Here is a 20,015-nt window from a genome sequence, read left to right as displayed (position 1 = left end):
GTCGTACATTGGTGTCAACTTAACGTAGAAGTTAGGCTTGGCAAGCTTTCGAGGTTTGACCCTCTCCCAAAATTGGGAGAGGGGAGCAAATTACCTAGTTCCCCTTCTCCTAAGTTGGGATTCGGGGTTAGGGGATGAGGGCAAAACGTCTTCTCAAAGCAGATTTTTTCTTAAGTTGACATGTATGCCCGTCGTACCCCTACGGGGAAGCAAGCTATGCGTAGCGTCTCGCAGAGAAGACATCGTAAATGCAGCTGTTTTTTAGACCAAGCGGCTGTACTATTAGCATGAGAATATTCTGGGAGTAAATTCCATGCAAGGCAGCCTGAGAGCAAGTATTTTGAGTTACTTAAAATTACTAGATCCAACTGGAAATCGCTGTAGGATGGAAAAACGGCAAAAAGGTTGGTGGACAAAAAGCTCTAAATCTTTATCAGCTATTGAAATACTCTTGTTCTCCGCCACGCCTCTCTTGATTGCCTCAACAGCTGTAGTATCAATAGCTGCACCACAAAAAATTGCCCAAGTAAATCCTGGAGATAACATCAACCGCCCTACCCTGAAAGTTGGTAGTCAAGGCGAACGCGTGTCTGAACTTCAAGCCGCTTTAAAACTTTTGGGTTATTACTCTGGTGCCGTAGATGGTGTATATAGTGAGAATACCGCCAGTGCTGTTTCCCGGTTTAAACAAGCAGCTGGCTTAAATCCAGATGGCGTTGTAGATGCCAGCACTTGGCAACGACTTTTCCCGAATCAACCGGTAGCATCAACCGTCCCTTCATCCCAGCCAGGAGTTAACTCAGCTACAAATTTTCCTGTTCCAACCCAGCGTAGCAACGTCACCAAGGTTACAAATCCTAACCCCAACCCCCCACAAGCTGTAACACAAGTTCCAACCAGCCCTCAACCAAAACCTCCTACCCGAAAAAAAGCTGTAACACAAGTTGCGACTAGCCCTAAGCCAAAACCTACTACCCGAAAAAAAGCTGTAACACAAGTTGCGAACACCCCTGAGCCAAAACCTGCTACCCCAAGAAAAGCTACAACTTCAAGTACACAGAAAACACCAAATCGTACTACATCAACTACTCGAACTCAGTCAAACACAACTACTAATCGAACCCCTGGTATTCAATACACCTCAGAAGGATTGCCAATTTTGCGTATAGGGTTACGTGGTTCTGAAGTTGTCAAGTTGCAAGAACAACTGAAAAAGCTTGGTTTCTTGAAAGGCGATGCTGATGGAGACTTTGGCGTAACAACCGAGGAAGCTGTGAAAGCTGCACAAAAGCGCTATGGTTTAGAAGCTGACGGTGTAGTTGGTGGCTCTACCTGGGAGGTTCTTTTGCGGCGTTAGTCATACATAGGGAGCAAAGACTTTAGTCATTATTTTCTAAGCACTAAAGTCCTTACTACAAACCCTTCATTACTAGCTTTACAAAGTCAGGATTTACACAAACAATAGCCCAAACCATGATTTTTAGGTAGGGGCAATACCCTGCGGGTTCGCGTAGCGTTCCGTAGGAAAGCTAAAGCTACATGAATTGCTCCTACAGTATGTAGTTTTGCGTAAGTCCTAAAAGTAATAGGGGTTTTATGCTTCAGACCATTTTTTATAAATTTAATGCCGTACATCCCAATACGGTTCGGTTAAGGCTAAAACTCTTTATTCAAAGTCAATTTTTTAACCTAGACGCGTAGTAGCTGGCCGCAGGGATCTGGAGGATACAAAGAGAAGAAATGCTTAACTGAACTGTATTGGGTTATAAGCCCCCCTTTTTTAGGGGGTTGAGGATATCTGGAAAATATTAAAACGTTAACTAAGCCGTATTGCGGTACATACTGCAATACGATAAAGATATACCTATTAGAAGTATCTCTGTATGCGATCGCTAAAAATTACATTGTTTTTGGGCTGATCAGAGAGTACGGCAACTTTAGGAGCTAGATACAACTACGCTTGATGGTGTTACAGATTACAACTGGCAATAGTCAAATTAATTAAACTGCTAATTCCTCTAAAAAAACTTATGCAACACTTTTTATTAACTTGGCTTGGTAGTGCGGTGGCGTTATTTCTTACTGCTAATATCGTTCCGGGATTCTTTATCAAGAATTTTCTGACTGCCTTGGTCGCGGCTCTTGTTGTTGGTTTGGTTAATGCATTTATTAGACCAATTTTGCAGATTTTGACCTTTCCGATTACCTTACTCACCTTTGGTTTATTTACATTAGTGATCAACGCCTTAACCCTTTGGCTGGCAAGCGCCCTAACTCCTGGTTATGGTTTTGAGATTCGGGGCTTTTTACCTGCTTTGTTAGGTTCAATTGTGCTAGCAATTGTTTCTAGCATAATTAACTATTTTTTGAGAGTTGTTGACTAAAAAATTAGTAAATTATAATAGTAATATTTGAAGCTTGGGCAACAGCTAGTGTTACCGCTCCTGGTTGCCCTTGTAAATGAAAAATTTGTTTAGGAACTAAGAACCTCACCCGCAATTCCTCTATGCTTGTAAAGGGGAAAACAGTCAACGATGTGAGTTGAGAGGCTGCAAGCATAGCAGCCGCCTCTGCTACGCTAGGTGTACCTACTTTGTGGTCAGTAATTGTGGCAGGGTTGGGGACACAGACAGAACGAAGGATTTGGGCAGAAAAGGTTTTTAAGGTGAAATTCCGTAGGCGACAAAGTTCTAGTAAACCAACTTCCGAGGCTTTAGTGTCAATGGTAGCAATCCCTGCGATCGCACTTGGAAAAAGTTGATTTTCTCGAAATATTTCTTCAATTGCCCGATCAATCAACTGCCATGAGGTTCCCCGTTTACAACCGATTCCTACCCATAAAACTTGTTGCACTTGGTCTATTTCCTGATTTAATTCGTCAGAGTTTGGTTTACTAGAACAGCCAACCAAATAAATTTCCTACTGTCAACCTCAACTCACTGGCAAAATCTGGCACAGGGAGTAAAGCTTCTAATTCATCCAACATGACTGGCTGTTGATTGCGGATGTAGACAAATACCGTTTGTTCTTCAGGATCAATCAGCCAACCCATTTGGGTTTCATAATTCAGGGAATGTAAAATATTTTTTGTAACTTTCGTTTGTCTTTGGTCAGGCGATAGAATCTCGATAGTCCAATCGGGAGATGCTTTGAAGACGTTGGCAACTTGGCCATTTTCATCACGAGGAATTCTTTGCCAAGTAAACACAGAAACATCTGGCACTATTGACTTTCCACCAAAAGTACACCGCAGTTCTGGATACGCTCGTGCAATTCGCTTGGGCTTCACCGTTAAGTTAACAGTAATAATCAGCTCACCTTGAATTGTACTGTGCTTTCCCTGTGCCATTGGTTTTTGAATAATTTCACCATCGATGTATTCACTAGCAGGCTTGGTTTCTGGTAGGATCAGAAACTCTGCCAAAGTTATGTTTTTTGATGATGTCCGTACCATTTGCGATCGCCTCCAAGTCCAAAAATTATAATTAACGAACCGCCAAGACGCAAAGGACACCAAGAATAAATTAACTTAACTCCTACTCTGCGTACCTTTGCGTTACCTCAGCGTACCTTTGCGTAAAAAAAATATTACATCCTCTCCAACACCTGAATTCCCAACAAAGATAGTCCCAACTTCAGAGTTCTAGCAGTCAAATCACACAGAATCAAGCGAGATGTTCGCTGCGGTTCCTCCGCCTCCAACACCTGAACTCCTTGATTGCGGTCATAAAACTGATTAAACTTTTTACTCAATTCATACAAATATTCACATAACCGATTGGGTAGCAAGTCTTGCTCTACACTACTAATAACTTCATCCAGTTGAAGTAAATATTTTGCCAGCGCTAATTCTGTGTCATGTTCCAACAGAACGGCATGGTTTCCTAACTCCTTAAAGTTAATATCACCCTTGCGGCTAATCCCCTGAATCCTGGCATAAGCATACAGCATATAGGGCGCAGTATTACCTTTGAAATCCAGCATTTTGTCGTAGCTGAAGATATAGCTACTAGTGCGATTTTGGCTTAAGTCTGCATACTTAACTGCACTGATTCCAACTATCCTAGCAACTTCATTAATAAATTCTTCAGTTTCTTGGCGTTCTTCTTCTTGTAATCTAGCTTTTAGATCAGCATGGGCACGAGAAACAGCTTCATCTAATAAATCCCGCAACCGGACAGTATCCCCAGAACGAGTTTTGAATTTCTTACCATCTTCTCCTAACACCAACCCAAAGGGAATATGCAATAATTCCACATCATCAGGAATCCATCCAGCTTTACCTGCTACCTGGAAAAATTGGGCAAAATGGTTTGCTTGTCCAGCATCGGTTACATAAATTATCCGCTTTGCTTCATCCTGCTGAATCCGGTAGCGGAGGGATGCTAAATCTGTAGTGGCGTAGTTATAACCGCCATCTGATTTCTGCACAATTAAAGGCAAAGGTTCACCTTCTCGATTTGTAAACCCTTCCAAGAAAACGCATTTTGCCCCCTGATTTTCTACGAGTAAACCAGATTTATCTAAATCTTCCACAACGCCAGATAGTAAAGGGTTATAGAAAGATTCTCCGCGTTCGATTACTTGGACATCCAGCAAGTCATAAATTATTTGAAACTCGCACCGCGATTGTTCGCATAGCAGTTTCCAAGCATGGATTGTATCCTCTGCACCTGCTTGTAATCTGACGACTTCTTGCCGTGCTGTCTCTTGAAAAGCTGCATCTGTATCAAATCGCAGTTTGGCTTTGCGGTAAAAAGAGACTAAATCACCAATATCTAAAGCATTAGCGGTGGTAAGCGCTTCTGGGTAGACTTCCCGGAGATAGGCGATTAACATTCCAAACTGCGTACCCCAATCACCCACATGATTTAACCGCAGTACATCGTGTCCTTGGAATTCTAAAATCCGGGCGATCGCATCACCAATAATCGTAGAACGCAAGTGTCCGACGTGCATTTCTTTGGCAATATTCGGACTAGAAAAATCCACAATTTCTTTTCTTGGCGTTTTTGCGGCTGGAACTCCCAGTCTGGGATCAGCTTGAATCGCGTTGAGTTGTGCTTCTAAGTATGCCGTTTTCAATTTCAGATTGATAAATCCTGGCCCAGCGATTTCCGGCGGTTCGCAGATTTCGGATACATCTAGTTTATCAACGATCGCAGCTGCGATCGCTCTTGGTTGCAATCCTAACTTTTTACTCAGGGATAAAGCCACATTCGCCTGATAATCACCAAATTTAGGATTGCTAGCAGAAACCAAAATTGGATCTACTCCAGCGAAGTCAGCGCCAAAAGCCGCAACTATTGCCTGTTCAAGCTGAACTTTTAGTTTTTCTTGTGTAGCGTTCATATATAAATTTTATCTGTCAGAAGGAAAATGTAGCTCTGCAAAAGCTTGATTATTCACTTTAGCATTTCATTTTGAGCCACTCGATTCATGAGAAATATTTTTGTCCATCTACTTAGCAATGTTCAAACCCAATACTATAACAGTATCTGGTAAGCCAAATATGGATGTGTCAATTGGTACTCTTAAAAATATCTGAAGACAAGCTCAATTGGAGAAAGAGTAATGCGTTATACAGTTGTGATTGAAAAGGGAGAAACTAGCTACGGCGCTTATGTCCCTGATTTACCAGGTTGTGTAGCTGTGGGTGAAACTTTAGAAGAAGTTAAGCAGATGATTACAGAAGCTATTGAATTTCATATAGAAGGAATGCTAGAAGATGGTTTACCTATTCCTAAACCTACAAGCATCGCTCATGAGGTTGAAGTTGCAAACTACATCAAAATATAATTACAGGAAATCACTAAATTAGTACTAAATAATCCTCCTATAGCGGTTCTCAATTGCATGGAAGTTGGTATCTTGATAGAACTAAAGGTAGCCATCGACAGTTCAAGCATCAGGGTAAACCAGGTTTAGTTACAGTTCCAGGTAAATTGTCTGACGACTTAGCCCTGGTACTCTCAGTAGTATTTGGAGGCAAGCACAGTTATAAGGAGAACGGCAATGCATTACGTAGTGGTGATTGAAAAAGCGGATAGTAATTACTCTGCTTATGTCCCTGATTTACTAGGTTGTGTAACTACAGGTGCAACCTTAGAAGAAGTCAAGCAAATGATTGCAGAAGCTATTGAATTTCATCTAGAAGGAATGCTAGAGGATGGTTTACTTATTCCTAAACCTACAAGCATCGCTCATGAGGTTGAAGTTGCAAAATACAGCAAAACATAATTATAGTAAACCACTAAATTAGCTCTAAACAATCCTTCTAGAATATTGAAGTCTATCTGATGATGCGATCGCACCGCACTTTTAGCTTACAATTTCACACCGGATACACAGCAGCTATCTGGTGTTGATGCTGGTGCTACAGATTTTAAATAACAAACAGCACTAGCACCTTGTACTCCTGGTCGAACATAGGTATAAGCACTACACCTGTTATCATTAATACAAAACTGCTGGCAATCTGAAGCGGATGCTGAAGTCGGAAAACCTGTGTAATCGCTACCTCCTCTATTTCTACCAAATTCAGCGGTTACGACATAACGTGGAATAGTGGTTGAGAGTGGAGCTACTTGAGCTGTGGCAGGTTGAGCCAATGGTATTAAGTTTACAGCCGTACTAAAACCTAAAATCAGTAAAAGTGCCAACCCAAAAAATATAATATTTCTTGGGAAAACAAAATTTTTCTTTGCATATTGCCAAGCTGCAACCATTTTTAATTTCATAAATCTCTCCTTACTACATAGTAGATATGTCCAGAAATTAAATATGCGTCAGAAAAAATCTTTGTAGAGTCGTTACATGGAACATCTCTACATTCTTTTTCACCAAATCTCTAGTATTAAACCAATTCGCAATGACGCTCTTACGTCGCTAACGCAATTAGATTTTTTTAATGGGTATTTTAATTAGGCATCAAAAAGTGCTGCCTGTAGAGCCAGGGGAATTAACCCTCCTAACTTTGTTAATATCTGCTAGTTAGAATATAGTTATTTGCTACCAAATACAAAAATTGTTAATAATTTTACATAATTAATTCACTACCTAGCCTGTACCTACACAGTAAATTAATTAGGCTGGGAGAATGAAAGAATCGAGTTGTATTGCAGCTTCCCTCCTCCCGCCCAATCAAGGCACAACTGACGGAAACGATCGCCCCGCACCTCAAAATTCGGGTACTGATCGAAACTCGCGCAAGCCGGAGATAACAACACTACACGCGCTTGATACTCCTTAGCTAATTCCGCCGCTCTAGGGACTGCCCTTTCCATAGTTTCCACAATCTGGTAAGAATAATAACCAACCTCTTGGAGACGTTTAGCAAATGCGGGTGCAGCAGAGCCAATCAATAACACAGCAGCAGCTTTGGTTTGAATTTGTGCTAGCCAAGCAGTATCATCACCTGCTTTAGCTTCTCCACCAGCAATTAAAATGGCTGGATTGTTCACAGATGCTAAACCAACTTCAGCAGCATCATAGTTAGTGGCTTTGCTATCGTTAATGAAATCAATACCTTCCCAAGTGCAGATATGCTCCAAACGATGAGCAACGCCAGGAAATTCACTTATTGCAAGTGCGATCGCATCGCGATTAATTCCTGCTAATCTTGCTGTTGCTACTGCCATCAAGAGATTTTGCTCATTATGTTCTCCAACCATCCGCAAAGTAGATACTTTCACAATCGGTTCTGGTACAGAGGTTGCAGTCAATTTTTCCACAACCCAGTCGTCTTCGATGTAAAAACCTTTTTCGCTAATCAGGAAATCTTTTCCTTTGACACTTGTCCAATAAGCATCAGGCCAAGCACTTAAACCAAGCTGGCTCAAATAGGCATCATCCCCATTAAACACTTGCAACTCAGACTGATGCAATAGCTTGGCTTTGATGTTGTAATAGTTCTCTAAAGTCTGATGGCGACTAAGATGATCCGGTGTAAAAGTCGTCCAAACACCAATACGAGGAGCAAGAGAAACAGAAGATTCTATTTGATAGCTGCTAACTTCCGCAATCACCCAATCAATACAATTCTGGATTTTAGGTCGCACCTTTAGTGCGCTTCCAGCGCAACTTAGATTTTGGATTGCAGTTTCCCTCCCCGGCTGAGATAGGGCAACTTCACAAGCGGCGTAGCCAATATTACCGCAGGCGGGTGCATCTAATTCTGCTGCTTGGAAAATCGCAGCAATTAAAGCTGTGGTAGTAGTTTTGCCGTTAGTACCAGTAATTCCTACCCAAGGTAGCGAGCGCAAATTTCGCCAAGCGAGCTCCATTTCTCCAATGGTTTCAATACCTAACTGGCGTGCCTCAACTAATACCGGAATATCCCAAGGCACGCCAGGACTAACAACTATTAATTGGGGTAAATTATCACCATTCAATTCTAGGGATTGGCCTAGTTTAACGGTTATTTGCTCGGTGCCGAGTTCTTGTTGTTGTTGTAGGAGGGTTTCGGAGGTGTTGCCATCACTCAGCACTACCTCCCAACCTTCCCGTTTCAACAATCTCGCCGCAGCAACACCGGACTTTCCCAATCCAATCACAGAAGCTCTAGGCATAGATTGCAGCAGAAATCCCTGGTTAAGCATTCCCTATATTAGCGTTTGTTGGCAAAAATTAGACAACTTTTTGCTAACAAACGCTACAGATTTTTGACGATCGCCCCAAAATCAGCTAAAACACGGGCATGATTGCGAACTAGTCCCAACAGATGTAATCGATTACGCTTGACTTCTGGATCGGAGTCCATAACTAAAACGCTATCTGGGCCATCAAAGAAGTTACTAACTGTCGGAGCAATTTTTGTAAGTGCTGCTACTAACAGTTGATAATTTCGTGTCTGCTGTGCTGCTTGAGTTTGCGGTACTGATTCGATTAGGGCATTATACAAAGCTACCTCAGAGGGCTTTTGGAATAGTTCTGGACGCACTACGGTTGTGGGTTCTAGTTGTTTTGTATCCAAATCACCTTGGGCGGCTAATCGTGTGGAACGGTTAACAGTTTCGTAGATGTTATCTAAGGTACTATCGTTACGGATTTGTTGTAAGTATAAGGCGCGATCGCGTACATCCAATAAATCCTTTAATGTCCGTTCTGTGTATTCTGGATCATTTTCTCCCAAAACTGCATTTACCAAGTCGTAATCAATCTGTTTTTCTTCTTGCAGTTGACTACGGAGGCGCTGCAAAAAAAAGTCTTGCAAGGCTGTAATTAATAATTTTTTATCTTTGTGAAAAGCTTCTGAAAAATCTGTTACTACTTGCTCCAATAAAGTTGCTAAATCAAGTTTCAATCCACCATAGTTTTGCTCATTTATTCTCAAAGTCTTTGACCAAATAATCTTAATTACCGCATTGGCTGCCCGCTTCAAGGCGAAAGGATCAGAGGAACCGGAGGGAATTAAACCTAAACCAAAGATACTCACCAAAGTATCTAATCTATCTGCCAATCCGACAACCTGGCCAGTGAGTGTTCCAGGTGGGTTTCCGTCTGCTGTTGCTGGCAAGTAATGTTCAGAAATTGCCTTTGCTACTTCGGCATCTTCACCACTGGCTAAGGCATATTTTTCTCCCATGATACCTTGCAATTCTGGGAATTCATACACCATTTGTGTAACCAAATCTGCTTTACATAATAAAGCAGCACGTTGGATTCTTTGACTTTGATTTTCCTCTAATTCTAATTGACTGCTAATTTGCTCGGCAATGTTAACTACTCTATCTACCTTGGCACGCACCGAACCCAATTCTTCTTGGAAAGTGACTTTTTCTAACTGGGGTAAAAAGCTTTCTAAAGGCTTAGTTAAATCAGCTTCGTAGAAAAATCTCCCATCAGCTAATCTGGCACGAATTACCCTTTCATTCCCCACAGCAACAATTTCTGATTTATTGGGATCACCATTAGATATAGTGAGAAAATTGGGTAATAATTCTTGTTCAAGACTACCTGTTTTAAATACAGGGAAATAACGCTGATGAGTTACCATAACTTCCGTAATTACCTCAGTTGGTAATTCCAAAAATTCTGCTTCAAATTTACCGACAACTGCGGAAGGATATTCTACAAGGTTGGTTACTTCCGCTAACAAATCGGGATAAATTACTGTATATCCGCCTAAATTCTCTGCTACTGCATTTACTTGCTCTTTGATCAGATTTTTCCGTTCTTCTGGGTCAACGGTGACATAAGCAGACTTGAGGGCGGTAACATAATCAGTAGCTTGGGCAATTGTCACAGGTTCAGGATGTAAGACACGATGACCTTGGGAAATGCGATCGCTATTAATCGTTTTAGAACCATTCACTAATTCTAGAGGCAGCACTGTCTCATCTAACAAAGCTACCAGCCAGCGAATTGGTCGGGAAAACCTCGCATCCCCATTCCCCCAACGCATCAACCGCTTACCTTCTAAACCCCAAATCCACTGGGGAACAAGTTCTGTCAAAATTTCCGCCACAGGACGACCAGGAATTCTTTTTTGCACAAATACAAATTCCCCTTTGTCAGTGGGGCGAACAAACAGTGCATCCAGTTCCACACCTTGCTTTTTGGCAAAACCGGCTGCTGCTGCTGTTGGCTGACCATCTTTAAAGGCAGCTTGGGCTGGGGGGCCTTTAATTTCTTCTTCTCGATCTGGTTGCTGAGATGGTAGACCTTTAATTACTACCGCCAGCCGCCGGGGAGTACCGTACACCTCGACACTTTCACCCTTGAGGCTATTTGTTTCCAGGCTTTGGGGAATGCGCTGGTGCCATTGCACTAAAGCATCACTGAGAAAACTTGCAGGTAGTTCTTCTGTACCAACTTCTAATAGAAACCCAGGCATAGGATACTGTTTTCAACTTTGCGTAGCTCAACTTTATCAGTTATTATCTGGCGATCGCTCGTGATTTTTAGTCAGCCTTGCCAGATACACCTTTATCGATATAGTCGAGCTTAGATTTGTTAGATAAACTTGACATCTTATCCAAAAATTCACAAAAAAGTGTTTCTCTTCATTCATTTTTTACATTTACTACCGTAGTTTCATGCAGTATTTACTTATACATATTTGTATCGTAAATTTAGTGTTGTTTATAGATTGATATCTGCATGATTTCAATCAACTTTGGAGTTATAACAATGAAAAACATTTTTGCCAAAATTGCTACGATCGCAGCAACCAGTACTGCTCTTAGTGTAGGCATCGCTGCTGGTGCTAACAACCCAGCCCAAGCTGTTGATTTAAACTTTAACTGGCTAGGTAATGCCGGTTATTCAGCAGTAGGTTCATTCAGCTACGACGAGGCTACAGCACCGACAATTATTTCTGAAAGCGGTAGTGGAGCCACCAAATTTTTACAATCCTTGAATGTCTCCTTCTTAGACCCATCTAAAAATCTTCTGGGAACTTATAACACCGTTAATGGTGGGGTGTCACAATCTAATTTCTTCACTTTCAACTTTGATACTTCCACTCAGAAATTGTTTGGCCCCTTTGATATAGCTGGAGGAACGGGTGTAATTGGAGAATATTTCTTGCAGGGAAAGGTTGGCGACTCTTTGGCATTACGTCAGGATGTGAATCAACAGGGAACGTCAACACTAGTAGATCAAAATTCTGGTTCCATTCAAGTATCCAAAGTCCCTGAACCTGCTTCTATCGTCGGCTTACTGGCATTTGGGATGTTGGGTTTAGGTTCAACTTTGAAGAAAAAGCAAGCCTCTTGCTAGAAGGTAGGGCTTCCTAGTTAGAGGTTGCCAAATTTAGTTTAATGAATTTCTATTCTAGCCCCAATAGTTCAGTGAACTGGTGAGTTGCTCATTCAACCTTATCGGTTTGCGATCGCTCGAATACTTATTAACACAAGTATTCGAGTGATCAGAATCAAAAACATTTTCGCCAAAATCGCCCTTACCATTGCCTAGTCGTAGCCCGCACAACGGCCGCGCTCTGTTACCACCGCAGGCATCGCTAGGCAATAGCCCAGATCAAGCTATTGATTTCAAGTATAAAAAGGCAATATAACAGCTTCAAATACGAAGCTATACAGGACACTAGTCTTGAAAAGTTCGTGCTTTTGAACTGCTCAAAAAAGTAGGATGCTCACCATTGAATCCAATACTGATGAATTGGTTAAAAATACTTCATGTGCCACTTTACAAGCTGGAATGTGGGTTTCATACACGAGATTAAATATGATGCTAGAATCGCCTAAGTGTAAATTTAAGCATTAGATTCCCTTTTAAATTAGTGAAAACTTATCATGCGTATGGTAAGAAACTTAAATCAGTCAACAGTTGTCAGTGAACACTGGTAATTGGTAACTGATAACTAAATAATTAACGCGATGTGCAACTTATTCTTAGAACCCGACTTCCATTGCTCTTTCGCGGTGGGGAGAGGCTTTGATTCTTGCTCCCATTCCCTTATAGGTAAGAGGTTTGGCGTTAGGTTTGAGAGAAAGTTGCACACGGCGTTAATTAATAACTGATAACTGTTAAAATCCACCGATAAAAGTCTTAAATAGTCTTCATTGCAATTGTGATTTCAAAAAATCATAATCTGCTCACAACCTAAATTAAATAATAAAACTAGCAGCGTCTACTGAAATTAGCAATAAATCCGCTCATCTCAGGCTGTCTTCACAAAATTTACAAATAGCTCATGCACATTCTGATTTATTCCTACAACTATCATCCAGAACCGATTGGAATTGCTCCCTTAATGACTGAATTGGCAGAAGGCTTAGTAAAGCGAGGTCATCAAGTGCGGGTGATTACCGGAATGCCCAACTATCCTCAGCGTCAGATTTACGATGAATATCGGGGGAAATGGTACGTTAATGAACAAAAAAATGGCGTCACCATTCAACGAAGTTACCTGCGGATTCAGTCTAAACCCAACCTCGTGGATCGGCTTTTATTGGAGTTGAGTTTTGTTTTTACGAGCTTACCCCAAGCTTTTAAAGGCAGACGCCCTGACGTGATTATCTTAACAGTTCCCCCTCTATTAGGTACGTTGCCAGCAACAATATTTGGTTGGTTATATAACTGCCCAGTAGTTCTGAATGTGCAAGATATTCTACCAGAAGCTGCCGTGCGTATGGGGCTATTGAAAAATAAGTGGATGATCCAAACTCTTGCAGCCCTAGAGAAATTTGCATATCGGACTGCACACACTATTAGCGTCATCGCCGATGGGTTTCGGGAGAATTTAGTGAATAAGGGAGTACCTATTAATAAAATCGTTTGTATTCCCAATTGGGTGAATGTAAATTTCATCCGCCCCTTAGCGAAAGAGAACAACTCCTGGATATCTAGCCATCAACTCGATGGGAAATTTGTAGTACTTTATTCGGGTAACATTGCTCTAACCCAAGGTTTAGAGACAGTAATAGAAGCAGCTGTTTGCTTACGTCATATCAAAGATATTGTCTTTGTGATTGTTGGCGAATCAATAGCATTGCAAAGATTGCACGAATATTGTCTATTAAATAGAGCAGATAATGTTTTGCTGCTACCGTTGCAGCCGCGAGAAAAACTACCCGAAATGCTAGCAGCAGCTGATATCGGGCTAATTGTGCAAAAGCGCAATGTGATTTCGTTCAATATGCCTTCAAAAATACCACTGCTGTTGGCGAGTGGTAGCCCAATTGTGGGTTCAGTTCCCGCCACTGGTACTGCTGCTAAAGCAATCCAACTCAGTGGTGGTGGGATAATTGTTGAGCCAGAATCACCCGATGCAATGGCTGCTGCGGTGCATGATTTATATGTTAATCCTGCTTTAGGGGCGAGGCTAGGTAAGACAGGAAGACAGTTTGCTGAAGAAAACTATTCCTTAGAACAAGCACTTGATCGGTATGAGTGGCTATTTTCTGATATTGTTGCTAACCGAAAATCAACTGTGGGTATTTTACCGAAATTGAATTCTCAAAAATCAGTTGTGGATGGTTGAAGAGATTGGGGATTGCTGACTCGGCGACACAGACAAAACCCTGATTGGGATAAATTAAATCACCCATTCGGGTGAGTTAAAAATCAACCGATCGGATGACCTAAGTGTAGGAAGTTGAGAGTGCTCAAAAATACGACTCTAGAGAATACTGATTGATGATTGCACGTCGTTTTTGGTGAGGATAAATGAAACTCGCAACCTTAATTAATAAAGTAGTTCTCCTACCATGCGAGTACTCCGTTGGAGAACTCGTAGAGTAGCCGCTACGCGACTGGCTCCTGTATTCGATGCAATTGAGAACCACCATACAGCTATTAATCAGCTCCGGCGTAGCGTCTGTCCTTCTCCCAAAGGGAGAGGCTAGCGCCAAGGGAGAAAAGAAGGCATCGCTCCATAGGCTTTTCTTTCCTAAAATCACTATTCAGTACTACTCAAGAGGGATAAACTCATCTGTAATTTATACTAAGCTTTTCTCCTATGTGGTTATAATGCAAGTAAGCGCTTACAAACGCTCATGGAAAACTTAGGATCAAGGACGGTACAAACTCGTGTCCGGTTGATAAAGCCAGCAACCGCAGGTTTAAACGGAGAAATAGCTCGTGTTGCTGCGGTCAATGAGATGATATTATTTGGTGATTTGCAGAATAAAGAGCAACTACTAGCTGCTGTGATTACCGAAGCGATCGCTTTACAAAACCAAGCTTTAGCCCGTGACAACGAGTGGACTCAAAATCTATACACTGACCTTTTTCTCGGCTCTAAGTCCTGGGTTTATACTGACTAAAAAGGTTTTATAAATTACAATTTAAAAAATGCTCGGAGTTAAGGAATGTACAAATTAACCATAATGTGCTGAACGAGATGTGTGCGTTTGAGGTGGTAGACATTGTGAGCGATCGCCCGAATACCCAAATATATTTGTCACCAATATAGAGAAAAAAGGCTAAAAAACTATTCAAATAATGCTTTTTTAGCCAAAAAAAGTAGATTGCCCAAGTTTAAATCCACAAAACCAGAAAATGATGACCCATTCTGAGTTCCCTGACTCTCGTGTTCCCGTTGAAATAGAACAGCCTGCTGTTACCGATTCTAGTCAAGAGTTGCAACCATTACCACAGCGATCGCCTAAGCGACCTCAAAAGCGGCCTTGGCCTCTAATCTTGGGAATCATCCTGTTAATTGCAGGTGTTGGTTTTGGTTGGCGCTGGTGGCAAACTAGTAATGATAGCAAAGCAGCCGATGCTGCTGGAGGAGCTGCTCAACCGGCAATTCCCGTCAAGCTAGCAACTGTGGAAACTCAAACTGTGCAGGAGAGTTCGGAGTTTATTGGCTCCTTAGAGGCATCACTATCTGTACCAATCAAGCCACAGGTTGAAGGGCGCATTACCCAGATTCTCATCAAAGAGGGCACCCGTGTTCAACAAGGGCAAGTCATTATTAGCCTGCAAAGTGATGATGTCCAAGCCCAGCTACGACAAAAACAAGCAGGACTAGAACAAGCACAGGCAAATCTTGCCGAACTCAAAGCCGGGACTCGAAGAGAAGTAGTTTTGCAAGCCAAAGCCCAGTTAGATCAAGCCCAAGCAAAATATCAAGATGCCGTATCTGGATCGCTACCACAGCAAATTCAGCAGGCTGAAGCTCAAGTTAATTCCGCCCAATCCGATTTAGTATTAGCACAAGCACGAGCAACGCGATACCAACAATTAACAAAAGAAGGGGCAACTTCCCAAGATAGCCTAGATGAATATGTCAAAAACAAAGGTAGTGCTCAAGCGGCGCTGGTTGCAGCTCAGAAAAACTTAGAGCAACTTCGCAAAAGCAGAACTGCTAATATCCAGCAGTTAGGTGCTGCCTTAGAACAACAGAAACAAAACTATCGGCAGCAGGTGAACGGCAACCGCTCAGAAGATATTGCCCAAGGGCGATCGCAAGTCAGCCAAGCAGCAGCTCAAGTCCAGTCGGCTCAAGTTCAAGTGCAATACACAAAAGTCCTAGCTCCATTCACAGGTATTGTTGGTAACATCCCAGTCAGGGTAGGACAGTATGTGGGACAAGGGGATCAACTGACCACATTGACCAAAAACGACTCTTTAGAACTGAATATATCCATTCCGCTAAATCAAGCCAGAAAGTTGCGCTTGGGATTACCTGTGCAAATACTGGATGTCCAAGGGAAACCCACAGCAACGGGTAAGATCAGTTTTATCTCCCCAAATGCTAGTTCAGATTCGCAGACAGTTTTGGTGAAAGCCAACTTTGGCAATTCCAGAAATCGACTACTTAATCTTCAGTCACTGCAAACCAAAGTGATCTGGAACGAACATCCGGGAATCTTAATTCCAGTTACAGCAGTATCTCGTTTGGGTGGGGAGACTTTTGTATTTGTGGCTGGAGCGCCGACGGAAAAGCCTAAATCTGAAGCGCCACAGGAAAAGCTTAAAGCTGGAGCGCCAGCACAAAACGCTAAAGCTGGAGCGCCATCTTTAGTAGCTCAACAAAAGTCCGTGAAATTGGGAGTGATTGAGGGAAATAATTATCAAGTTATCGAAGGACTAAAAACTGGGGACAAAATTGTTGTTTCCGGTATTCTCAGCCTCACCAATGGCGCTGCCATCACTCCTGCACCTAATGAAGCGGATAGTCCGAAGTCTTGACGTTTGTACCAATCGATAAGCTGTTCGTCATCTAGTTTTACAAGGCAATCTAAAGCAGCAAACAGTTTCAGTGCGCTAAATTATCAAATTTAGATGCGCGTCAGCTGAACTACTAATACTCAGGTTCTATCTAGCTTTTTTCTAATGATGTTTACTGTCAAATAGACATAGGAGTGAAAAAGAATTGTTTTGACGTAGCAGTGCCACGTCAAGACAAGGGTTCTGGGTAACGCATATTTAATTTCACCAGATCAGGACTTACGCAAAAAAGTTCTGAAGTAGCGGTAATACCCTGCGGGTTCGCGTAGCGTTCCGTAGGAAAGCTAAAGCTACATGAATTACCGCTACGACAAATAAGGTTTTTGAGACAATTTTGCGTAAGTCCTACAGATGTCAAATTGATTAGGTAATTTGGTCAAACAAATTAATGCAGTTGTCTGTACTAGGCTAATGTACTTTTAATTTGCATAACTAGGGCGGGCTTTTCGGCCCACCCCACAAGAGTTTTACTTCTAGGTAATATGCAACTTTTATCTCCAACAGCTTATCGCCAAGGAGAATCAATGCTTAGTTCACCTGGAACCAAAGCTTAATAAATGAAGGCCGAGGGATTAACCACGACCCCAGTCGCGCTCGCGCTCATAGCGGCGATTATTCTCGCGTTCATAGCGGCGATTATTCTCGCGCTCATAGCGGCGATTATTTTCGCGCTCATAGCGGCGATTATTCTCACGCTCATAGCGGCGATTATTTTCGCGCTCATAGCGGCGATTATTCTCACGCTCATAGCGGCGGTTATTGTCATCAATGTTACGAAGCTCATAATTAGCATCTCTGTAATGACGACTCTCACGTTCGTAGTTATCATCATCGTTGCGATGATAGCTGTAGTTATCTGACTCAGCAAGATAAGACACTGGTGCATCTGCATCAGCTTTTAGAGAAATAGCCAAAGCTGATGCAGATGCTATCAAGCCGGCCAGAAAAATAGAGGTAAAGCGGTTCATGATGTGAGTCGAAAATTGTTGATAGTAATTTATGCAAGTCCAGTCTGTTTAGGAAGAGCAGATTCCACAAGTCTTTGAATCAATCCTATCAGTATTGAGTAACTCAAAAAGTTTTCTTGGGTGCGGTGATTGAGAAAAGTTTTGTCGTCTGTGATACTTTTTCACTTTCCACAGGGAGCATCTCAATGAGTGTAAAAAGCCTTGTACAACCTCACCCCAACCCTCTCCTTGGTAAGGAGAGGGAGCAAGAATCTTGTTTATAAGAAAAGAACCTTACCCCGGCGAAATTTATCAACTCATCGAAAGATAGCCCGAAATACTATCCTGATATTGATAATAATATTTACTCTAGAATGTTAGAATTCTGTAGGCAAGGAGATGCTTATGCAGTGGTTTATTTGAGCAATCTTAGTCCACTGAGGGTAACTAAGACTGTGGAACCTTCATGTCCAATAACGCCAATGGGTAGGTTAATATTTCCTAAAAAGTTGCCCACCAAAAGCAACATAATGAAACCCAACGCTACGACTATATTCTGTTTGACTATGGATTGCGATCGCCTACCCAAATGCATCGCCACGGCAATTTTTTCTAACCTGTCTGCCATCAGTACTATATCTGCGGTTTCCAATGCCACATCACTTCCAGATATTCCCATCGCTATACCTACAGATGCTTGCGCTAAGGCTGGTGCATCATTAATCCCATCGCCTACCATTGCCACAGTTTGATATTGTTGCTGTAGACGGCGGATCACATCCAGCTTATCTTCTGGTAGAAGTTGAGCATATACCCGAGCAATTCCGACTGCTTTGGCGACACTGTGAGCAGTTTCCTGGTTATCCCCAGTTAACATGACAATTTGCTCAATTCCCAGTTTCTTTAAGCGGGTAATAGTTGCGGCTGCTTGCGATCTTACATGATCTGCGATCGCAATTACACCCATCACCTCAAATTCGGCTCCCCTCGTCGCTTGCGGGGTGGGGTTCTTCGCTACCCAAACTACAGTTTTACCTTCTTGCTCTAAAGATTGAGCCATTTCTCGCAATTCTTCAGGTAAATTTGCGACATACTTTTGCACAAAAACGGCATTCCCCACAATTATCTGTTGTTCTTGGGCGATTCCGACAATTCCTTGTCCCGCTATGGCTTGCACTTGAACTGCACCAACCCAATTTAAATTACCAGCCGCCTGTACAATTGCCTTACCGATGGGATGTTCTGAAGATGATTCCACACTAGCTGCGGCTTTTAATACATCATCTCTAGTGTATCCACTAGCTGAAATTACCTGAAATACCTGCAACTGTCCTGTTGTGAGAGTACCAGTTTTATCAAATGCGATCGCTCTAACTTTGCCAATCTTCTCCAACTGCGCCCCATTTTTAAACAAAATCCCCTGTCTTGCACCATTGGCGATTCCTGAAAGCAGCGTGGGCATAATTGCCGCCATCAGCGCACAGGGAGAAGCTACCACCAGGAAGGTAAGGGCACGATAAATCGTTATTTCCCAATCCCAACCCCAAAGAAATGGCGGTAAAGTTGCCAGTAATATCCCAGCTACTACAATGACTTTGGCATATCCCTTCTCAAAGCGATCGATAAACTCTTGCGAAGGAGGGGCTTCTGTCTGCGCTTGTTCTACTAAGCGAATCACACGCTGAATTAAACTGCTTTGGGCTGGTTTGTGTACCTTAATTTGCAACGCACCATAGCCGTTGAGTGTGCCGGCAAATACTTCTGCACCGATTGTTTTCTCTACAGGTAAAGACTCGCCTGTAATCGCAGCTTGATTGAGGGTGCTGTAACCTGATAAAATTATCCCATCAGTAGGAATTAGCTCTCCCGGTTTGACGACAATCTCATCACCCACTTTTAGCTGACTGATGGAAACTTCCTCTTCTCTTCCCTGATCCCAAACCCTTGCTGTATCGGGTGTCAAACTCATCAAACTGCGAATACTCCGCTCAGTTCGCTGCATTGCATAGCCTTCTAATGCGCCACTGATGGCAAATATCAGAATTAAAATTGCCCCATCAATAATTAAATGATATTCTCTTCGCCATAAGCCCAGGCTAGCTGCACCAATCGCCGCCACAATCATCAGCAAATCTACATCGAGTTCTTTTTCTTTGAAGAGGGTAGTTAATCCTTCTCGCGCACTTTCGTAACCACCAATTACATAAGCAGCAGGTAGCAGTAGCAACGCCAATCCCAAAGCACCGAGATGTAAGGCGAACCATCCGAGAAATAGCAGTAAGCCACACAAAAGGGCGGCTACGGTATCTGCGTGTTCTCTGGTGAATTGGGTGAAACGTTGGGGGTAGAGCATCAGAGGTGATTTAACAGGGACTCTTTCAGGATAAACCTTGACATTGATGTTAATGTCAAGGTTTATAATGA

General features: G+C 42.3%; 17 protein-coding genes. 9 read left to right on the top strand and 8 right to left on the bottom strand.

Annotated elements, in window-relative coordinates:
• Window positions 1–313 precede the first annotated feature (313 nt).
• Both V7K15_RS06975 and V7K15_RS06970 read left to right on the top strand, forming a co-directional pair.
• Entirely contained in the window at window positions 314–1,357 is a 1,044-nt protein-coding gene (locus V7K15_RS06975) for a peptidoglycan-binding protein (protein ID WP_334904235.1), read from the top strand.
• A 673-nt stretch (window positions 1,358–2,030) separates the two neighbouring features.
• Window positions 2,031–2,384 carry a phage holin family protein gene (locus tag V7K15_RS06970; protein ID WP_334904233.1) on the top strand — a complete coding sequence of 118 codons (354 nt, stop codon included), beginning with the start codon at window positions 2,031–2,033 and terminating at the stop codon, window positions 2,382–2,384.
• A 4-nt stretch (window positions 2,385–2,388) separates the two neighbouring features.
• Here V7K15_RS06970 and V7K15_RS06965 read toward each other — a convergent pair whose 3' ends face one another.
• The 3 genes from V7K15_RS06965 to argS all read right to left on the bottom strand — a co-directional run bounded on the left by V7K15_RS06965 (window position 2,389) and on the right by argS (window position 5,352).
• Entirely contained in the window at window positions 2,389–2,853 is a 465-nt protein-coding gene (locus V7K15_RS06965; protein ID WP_334904287.1) for a cobalamin biosynthesis protein, read from the bottom strand.
• Between the two features lie 40 nt (window positions 2,854–2,893).
• The gene (locus tag V7K15_RS06960) at window positions 2,894–3,454 is read right to left on the bottom strand and encodes a Uma2 family endonuclease (protein ID WP_334904231.1); all 561 of its coding nucleotides are present in this window, start codon (window positions 3,452–3,454) and stop codon (window positions 2,894–2,896) included.
• Between the two features lie 134 nt (window positions 3,455–3,588).
• Window positions 3,589–5,352 (bottom strand): arginine--tRNA ligase, encoded by a 1,764-nt coding sequence (gene argS / locus V7K15_RS06955; RefSeq protein WP_334904228.1) that lies wholly within the window; start codon window positions 5,350–5,352, stop codon window positions 3,589–3,591.
• Between the two features lie 222 nt (window positions 5,353–5,574).
• Here argS and V7K15_RS06950 point away from each other — a divergent pair, with 222 nt between their 5' ends.
• Genes V7K15_RS06950 through V7K15_RS06940 form a run of 3 tightly spaced genes read left to right on the top strand, consistent with a single transcriptional unit; the run spans window position 5,575 to window position 6,240 of the window.
• Window positions 5,575–5,799, top strand: coding sequence for a type II toxin-antitoxin system HicB family antitoxin (locus tag V7K15_RS06950; protein ID WP_334904226.1), 225 nt, complete (start codon window positions 5,575–5,577; stop codon window positions 5,797–5,799).
• A 53-nt stretch (window positions 5,800–5,852) separates the two neighbouring features.
• Complete coding sequence (locus V7K15_RS06945; RefSeq protein WP_334904225.1) at window positions 5,853–6,038, top strand: type II toxin-antitoxin system HicA family toxin; 186 nt, start codon at window positions 5,853–5,855, stop codon at window positions 6,036–6,038.
• Window positions 6,016–6,240 carry a type II toxin-antitoxin system HicB family antitoxin gene (locus V7K15_RS06940; RefSeq protein WP_334904223.1) on the top strand — a complete coding sequence of 75 codons (225 nt, stop codon included), beginning with the start codon at window positions 6,016–6,018 and terminating at the stop codon, window positions 6,238–6,240. Before V7K15_RS06945 ends, V7K15_RS06940 begins: the two co-directional genes overlap by 23 nt.
• Window positions 6,241–6,326: 86 nt before the next feature.
• On the opposite strand, the gene V7K15_RS06935 is transcribed toward V7K15_RS06940, so the two are convergent.
• From V7K15_RS06935 to glyS, 3 genes are all read right to left on the bottom strand, one after another.
• A complete protein-coding gene (locus V7K15_RS06935; protein WP_334904221.1) occupies window positions 6,327–6,740 on the bottom strand; it encodes a PAN domain-containing protein in 414 nt (137 codons plus the stop codon).
• A 342-nt stretch (window positions 6,741–7,082) separates the two neighbouring features.
• Window positions 7,083–8,570, bottom strand: a complete 1,488-nt coding sequence (gene murD / locus V7K15_RS06930) for a UDP-N-acetylmuramoyl-L-alanine--D-glutamate ligase (protein ID WP_334904219.1) — start codon at window positions 8,568–8,570, stop codon at window positions 7,083–7,085.
• 83 nt (window positions 8,571–8,653) lie between these two features.
• The gene (gene glyS / locus V7K15_RS06925; RefSeq protein WP_334904217.1) at window positions 8,654–10,837 is read right to left on the bottom strand and encodes a glycine--tRNA ligase subunit beta; all 2,184 of its coding nucleotides are present in this window, start codon (window positions 10,835–10,837) and stop codon (window positions 8,654–8,656) included.
• A gap of 296 nt (window positions 10,838–11,133) precedes the next feature.
• Between glyS and V7K15_RS06920 the strand changes: the two genes are divergently transcribed.
• The 4 genes from V7K15_RS06920 to V7K15_RS06905 all read left to right on the top strand — a co-directional run bounded on the left by V7K15_RS06920 (window position 11,134) and on the right by V7K15_RS06905 (window position 16,605).
• Window positions 11,134–11,724 (top strand): PEP-CTERM sorting domain-containing protein, encoded by a 591-nt coding sequence (locus tag V7K15_RS06920; protein ID WP_334904215.1) that lies wholly within the window; start codon window positions 11,134–11,136, stop codon window positions 11,722–11,724.
• A gap of 934 nt (window positions 11,725–12,658) precedes the next feature.
• Entirely contained in the window at window positions 12,659–13,948 is a 1,290-nt protein-coding gene (locus tag V7K15_RS06915) for a glycosyltransferase family 4 protein (RefSeq protein ID WP_334904213.1), read from the top strand.
• 514 nt (window positions 13,949–14,462) lie between these two features.
• Window positions 14,463–14,732, top strand: a complete 270-nt coding sequence (locus tag V7K15_RS06910; RefSeq protein WP_334904212.1) for a hypothetical protein — start codon at window positions 14,463–14,465, stop codon at window positions 14,730–14,732.
• A gap of 235 nt (window positions 14,733–14,967) precedes the next feature.
• Window positions 14,968–16,605, top strand: coding sequence for an efflux RND transporter periplasmic adaptor subunit (locus tag V7K15_RS06905; protein WP_334904211.1), 1,638 nt, complete (start codon window positions 14,968–14,970; stop codon window positions 16,603–16,605).
• Window positions 16,606–17,216: 611 nt separating this feature from the next.
• Here the strand turns inward: V7K15_RS06905 and V7K15_RS06900 are convergent.
• Together V7K15_RS06900 and V7K15_RS06895 are read right to left on the bottom strand one after the other, a co-directional pair.
• Window positions 17,217–17,612 (bottom strand): hypothetical protein, encoded by a 396-nt coding sequence (locus tag V7K15_RS06900; RefSeq protein WP_334904210.1) that lies wholly within the window; start codon window positions 17,610–17,612, stop codon window positions 17,217–17,219.
• Between the two features lie 394 nt (window positions 17,613–18,006).
• Window positions 18,007–19,944, bottom strand: a complete 1,938-nt coding sequence (locus V7K15_RS06895) for a heavy metal translocating P-type ATPase (RefSeq protein WP_334904208.1) — start codon at window positions 19,942–19,944, stop codon at window positions 18,007–18,009.
• Window positions 19,945–20,015 lie beyond the last annotated feature (71 nt).

It is taken from the genome of Nostoc sp., assembly GCF_036919815.1.
In the GTDB taxonomy this organism is placed as follows: Bacteria; Cyanobacteriota; Cyanobacteriia; order Cyanobacteriales; family Nostocaceae; genus Nostoc.
The sequence above is the reverse complement of the archived record's forward strand: the minus strand, read 5'-3'. Positions and strand labels throughout refer to the sequence as shown.